General features: G+C 32.9%; 7 protein-coding genes and 1 pseudogene. All 8 read right to left on the bottom strand.

All coding sequences use genetic code 11. The annotated features are described in order from the left end of the window. Positions 1–186, bottom strand: a 186-nt coding sequence (locus DWV53_RS15995) for a hypothetical protein (RefSeq protein ID WP_220432016.1), incomplete at its 3' end; no start/stop codon positions are given. A gap of 5 nt (positions 187–191) precedes the next feature. Then, positions 192–332, bottom strand: a complete 141-nt coding sequence (locus tag DWV53_RS15880; RefSeq protein WP_181976548.1) for a hypothetical protein — start codon at positions 330–332, stop codon at positions 192–194. Positions 333–735: 403 nt separating this feature from the next. Continuing rightward, positions 736–1218, bottom strand: a complete 483-nt coding sequence (locus DWV53_RS14050) for an energy transducer TonB (protein WP_259319000.1) — start codon at positions 1216–1218, stop codon at positions 736–738. Between the two features lie 978 nt (positions 1219–2196). Next, entirely contained in the window at positions 2197–2622 is a 426-nt protein-coding gene (locus DWV53_RS14040) for a hypothetical protein (RefSeq protein ID WP_147468809.1), read from the bottom strand. Between the two features lie 161 nt (positions 2623–2783). Then, positions 2784–3812, bottom strand: a complete 1029-nt coding sequence (locus DWV53_RS14035) for a hypothetical protein (protein ID WP_118155115.1) — start codon at positions 3810–3812, stop codon at positions 2784–2786. 39 nt (positions 3813–3851) lie between these two features. Beyond that, a complete protein-coding gene (locus DWV53_RS14030; protein ID WP_147468808.1) occupies positions 3852–4331 on the bottom strand; it encodes a hypothetical protein in 480 nt (159 codons plus the stop codon). 80 nt (positions 4332–4411) lie between these two features. Next, a pseudogene (locus DWV53_RS14025) lies at positions 4412–4522 on the bottom strand (ORF6N domain-containing protein); the annotation flags it as partial. Between the two features lie 488 nt (positions 4523–5010). Continuing rightward, the coding region (locus DWV53_RS15875; RefSeq protein ID WP_181992515.1) for a hypothetical protein at positions 5011–5313 on the bottom strand (303 nt) is incomplete at its 5' end.

Raw genomic sequence — 5313 nt, 5'->3', positions numbered from 1 at the left:
TGCACAAATACTATCATATCTTTTAAATAAGATGGTTGTTATTCCTAAGCATATCATCAAAATTGAAAAAATCAAGTAAGTGCCATTTTTTATGGCACTTACCGACTTTTTGTGCTTAATAACAGAAAACATTATTGCAATTCCTGTTATAGACGCTAATATTCCCCAAAGACAAATATAGTTCATAATTATTACTTTTTGCAAATAGTACTATCGTTTTTGACTTCTTCTTGTTTCTTTTCAATTATCATATCTGTAATCCTTTCGGCTCCAGATAATTTTAAATTAGTTCCTTGCTTTAGGATTTCTGTTCCAAGTTCAATACTTAACATTATGCAATCTTTTGCATAATCATATTATTTTTCACTTACGACGAAGCTTTATATACAAGCCCAAAATTATTATCGTATTTATGGCAAACCAAATAAAATTTATAGTAATACCAGTATCGAATATCTGGTAAACCATATTTATGATAGCATCATTATCTATAGTTTCTACCTCGTATTTTATACTAACATACGCATTTACCACAAAGATAGCATAAACAAAAACCATTAGAAATGATATAATCAAGTAAATTATTAACAGTTTCTTCATAAACAATCATCTATTAAAATCCTGACTACTACTATTGCTTCCACTTCCAAAAGAACCAAAACCATTCCCACTTGAAGAAGAACGTGTATTTGAATTGCCTTTTTTATTGGACAGTAGTGAATTATGATAATCGAGTTACTTCATTAAAATTGATTTATTATTGTAGCCATAGCCGATAATCTTTACATCTACTTTTGAATGGATTAAAGTTGGTGAACCTTGTATCTTGTATTGGAAGTAGATTGTATCTATTTTCTCTGTTGTGGCTATTTTGAGAGTTTTAACTTGATTGAATGTTTCCATTGTTGTCTTTTTGAATTTTTTATTGTCGCAAATAACCACTCTTTTTTTTACAATATATCCTCGTTGGTCAGTCTTGTATTCAACAGCAACGTATGCTTCCAAATTATTTTTTTGAAACTCAATAGGATATTTACACTTGTTTTCCAATTCGTTTATGAACAACTCTCTATTTCTATAGCCAGGATTACCTGTGCTTACTTGGCGTACACCAAATAGTTGCGGAGATGTTCCCACATGAGACACATTAGTATTGGAGTTGCATGAACCAAATACTACCAAAACTGTCAATAATATAATACCCACTAATTCCTTCATCTTTATTCTATATGATTTTATCTATGACTCCACTTTAAAAAGTGGATTAAATTTGAATTAAACATATGCCTTGGAAAGCCTTTATGCAATCCTCGGCGTTAACTAATTCTGGCAACCAGTTGGCGAACGAGTTGTTTATGCAACGTGAAAATGCCTCCTGTAGCCTAAATATAGCCCCAAAGTGGGGCGATTCGCTCTTTGAACTATTTTGTTGACATCTTGGAGAAATCAAAACACTTTTTGCCTAAGTCCTTAATGGATGCACCTACGTGATATACACAGTTCGCTGCTCTCCTTTTTTCGATTTTATCTGTCATATTTATATTCATTTTTCCAAAATCACAAATTGTGACTTTGAACATTACCATATTTAACAGCATTCAAAGGTAGTGCTTTTAGCCTTTAAGCCACTATTGCACAACCTTTTTTTGAAAAGAACGTAAAATTAATAGTTTTATTGCTGTGATTGTAGTTTTATTAACATAAAGCTCTAAAGCAGCCAAAGGAGAACAAGAGCAAGGAAGCCGTGGAAACCAACAAGGACATCGAGCAGTTGTTGCTTTCCATCCAAAAGGCTTTCGATGTGCTTGTGGAAAAGAGAACGGACTTACCTGTTCCTACCATTCGGGGCGACACTCGTTCGCCAGCCTCATTACGCTGGAGGCAGGTGTGCTGATAAGCTTGAAGAATATACGGCAGTTTTGGGAAATAGAGTTAGCTTGGATCCTGTTGCTGGAACATATTGTGGTGTATTACCACCTAATGTTGAAACATAAGCTATTTTAATATTGGAAGACATTCTACTATGACAATCTACCTCCAATAGGAAATACTCTGTAATCGGATGTGCGAATTTAACAATTTCCTGCCGATGCTGGTACTGCCTAAATGCATATATTGTAAAACACAGCAAACCTATGTTTATCGCCAAGACTATCAGAGTCTATTTGTTTATTCTCATGCTACAATTCTTATTATTTATTCCATAGTTACCTTATCCTTTTTCAAAGCTAATCTTTCACTTAAGATTTCCTTGACATACTTGGCGAGAAGTTGACTATTGTCTTTTACATCAAATGCCATAAGGCTCTGTTCATGACAAGGAGTCATTCCTCTACCATTATCAGCTTGTTGCCAAAGTTCTAAATGAATTATGCCTGTTTGAACATTCAACTTTACTATGCAAGCCACGGATTGTTGATAGTAACTTTTCAACGAACGTTCTTTAATAAACTTCAGATAAGCGGATGTGGAATTTATTGAAGTTCGTATGACCATACTACTTTTACCCAAACAGAAAAATATCGCATTGGCCAATTCTTCCTCGGATGCTGTAGCAGGAAGAAAGATAATTGGTTTATCTTCTACTTGGCATCCCTCAAAAATCCGATAGAGAGTTATCACCTTGAAACCTTTTGATGAAAAGGAAATGCAACAAGACTTTTTTCTATGGGAATAGAGAAGTTTGCAAAGCCAAAATTTTATTCTTTTACACATAAACATAGTGAATTCATATTTCTCCTTCCGAAGTTTATTTATAGCAAAGTTGAAATTTGCAACATATATTATTTGAAATCATTTTCACAAGGCGCATTATAATTACATGTTAATCGCCATCCATCTTCCACTAAAGATAACACCTCTTGAGATACAAAGATGTTATTTTTCCTGGTAAAACATTTATTCATAGCTCTCAATATTTCTTTATAGATTTGCATGGCTTCGATTGAGCTATCAGTAAAGACTGCAACACGACCTGCTATTAAAACATTTTCTGCATTGTCGTATATTCCTCCAGTACTTAACTCAACACCTGTAGGATTAGATGCAAGATCTACGATGTAATGAAAAGAGCCATTTCTTTGTTTCACAATTCTATACTTCACCTCATTATTTAAGGGGAGCACCATGTATCTATTATCCAAAGAAATCCAATTGGCATAGCCTGTATGACCAAGTTTAGAAAAAATTGATATGGTGTTTTCTCTTCTTATCGCCTCCTGTTTAAATGCCCCCATCAGGGTATATTCTATTGGAATTCTTATTTCAACCATAGACATCATCTTGACTATATCCGCTTTCGTTAGAAAGAATATTTGCTGCTTGCTTTTCATCCGTCCATCATTCATCAGCCTTTTATCCCCTTTCCTATCTTGTACAAACAGGACATATAACCCACCAATTAATAATACAAAGAAACTTATAATTCTCAAATAATAACCTATCGTCAACGTAAAATGGTGTATATTCCCCCAAGTGTCAGTTTCTGTTCTTGGACAAATAATCAAAAGGCTACTCAATATTATGGTGATGCAAATCCACAATACGAAGTGTTTTCTATTTCCCTTTATTAGATGCCTTATAGCAACAATGTATGTTATGTTTGAAAACCATGCTAAAGAATATATTTTCGGAAATATTCCCGGAAATACGAAACAAAACCAGCCAAAGAACAAGTCGAAAAAGCCATCACCATAACAAAGATTAGTTGCTTCATCATAATAATATGGTACGAACCCACAGGTTATAAGATAGCACAAAAAACTAAGTGTTATCACGCTTTTCTTTAATATGCGAGTATTCAATATTTTCATATACTATCCAATCTTTACAAGTAAGTTCTTTGTTGTTTCCTATTTTTGAATAGGCTCTAAAATTTTGTATCCATTGTCTGTTTGACACACAACAAAAGTTGCATAATCTTTAATCACTATTTCTATATAATTCTGATTTATTTGGATTTTATTAGTTCTTATATCTTTTGTATAAAATCTGTCATCATGCCATGAAACTCTTTTATATTTTCCATTTTTATTAACTAATGTGACATCATTCCATCTATCAGAATAATATATAGTGTCGTCTTTGTGTTTATTTAAGATTAAGGAAACTTCTGTAGCTTCACCTCTATTATTTATTTTAAAATCAAAACTATCTGTTGGGACACATGATTCATGTGCATCTATATAAAGGTATGCATAATCACTAAATGCAGGAATACATATCACAAGTTCTTTGTTATCCAAAGGAATTTTATAACAAAGAGTTGTATCCTTACATGAACAAATGAGAACGAGAACTAAAGCCATAAAGAATAGATTGTTGAATTTCATACCTTTATATGTTTGTGAAAATAAACAAAAATTATTTGTTGGTTATATTCTTTTTAACACTCTACCTAAGTAATCACAGATTATCCTCTGTTGATTCTTTCAACCAATTCATCAGGCATCAATATTTCCATCTTAGAGAAGCCAAACCACTTCTTGCCCAAGTCCTTAATGGATGCACCTATGTGATATACACAGTTCGCTGCTCTCCTTTTTTCTATTTTATCAGTCATATTTATATTCATTTTTCTAAAATCACAAATTGTGATTTTGAACATTACCATATTTAATAGCATTCAAAGGTAGTGCTTTTAGCCTTCAAGCCACTATTGCACAACACCTTTCTTTGAAAAGAACGTAAAATTAATAGTTTTATTGCTATGATTGTGTATTTTTAATCGCTTAACTCGTTGCACCGTACTCACCCCTTAAACGGATGATTTCCCGACAACAGGAGTCGATAACATTACAATAAGCCCACAAAAGAAAGAACAGATATATGATTTGTCTGGAAAAAAGGTAACAAGCATAGAGAACGGACGCATATATATTATTAATGGGAAAAAGGTAATATCTACAACTCATTAAAAAGAAAAAATATTAGAAAGGAATTATGGAAAGCGATATTTGCCCATAATTCCTTTTATTTTTATATGACCCCACCAACTCCAATTGGATATAATCAAAACGGTACGACCGGTTTCCAGAAATCGCTAATTTGATTTAGTTTCAAGTTTCTCTTCCAAACATTAGCTTTAATAAAATGCTCTTCATAAACAGCCCTGTCTCGCTCTGGATAAATGTTCCCTTTCCAATATTGTCTCAATTCGGCAACCTTAATGAGATGTCCATTGGTGCATACATATTTTGCATATTCGTTCTCTGCGGAAGAAACATACACTCTTGAAAGAATACACTTGTATTTGTCGCTGATTTTGGGGTTTGGAATATCTTTGAATTCTTCAATTTTGTCATAATGCTCAGT

Origin of the sequence: Segatella copri, from assembly GCF_003465495.1 — a bacterium.
Taxonomy (GTDB): domain Bacteria; phylum Bacteroidota; class Bacteroidia; order Bacteroidales; family Bacteroidaceae; genus Prevotella; species Prevotella copri_G.
This window is presented reverse-complemented; position numbering and strand designations above follow the sequence as displayed.

Excerpts from the sequence above, each read along its gene's own strand:
- DWV53_RS15880 (WP_181976548.1), bottom strand. The coding sequence starts at position 332 with ATGTTAAGTATTGAACTTGGAACAGAAATCCTAAAGCAAGGAACTAAT.
- DWV53_RS14050 (WP_259319000.1), bottom strand. The coding sequence starts at position 1,218 with ATGAAGGAATTAGTGGGTATTATATTATTGACAGTTTTGGTAGTATTT.
- DWV53_RS14035 (WP_118155115.1), bottom strand. The coding sequence starts at position 3,812 with ATGAAAATATTGAATACTCGCATATTAAAGAAAAGCGTGATAACACTT.
- DWV53_RS14030 (WP_147468808.1), bottom strand. The coding sequence starts at position 4,331 with ATGAAATTCAACAATCTATTCTTTATGGCTTTAGTTCTCGTTCTCATT.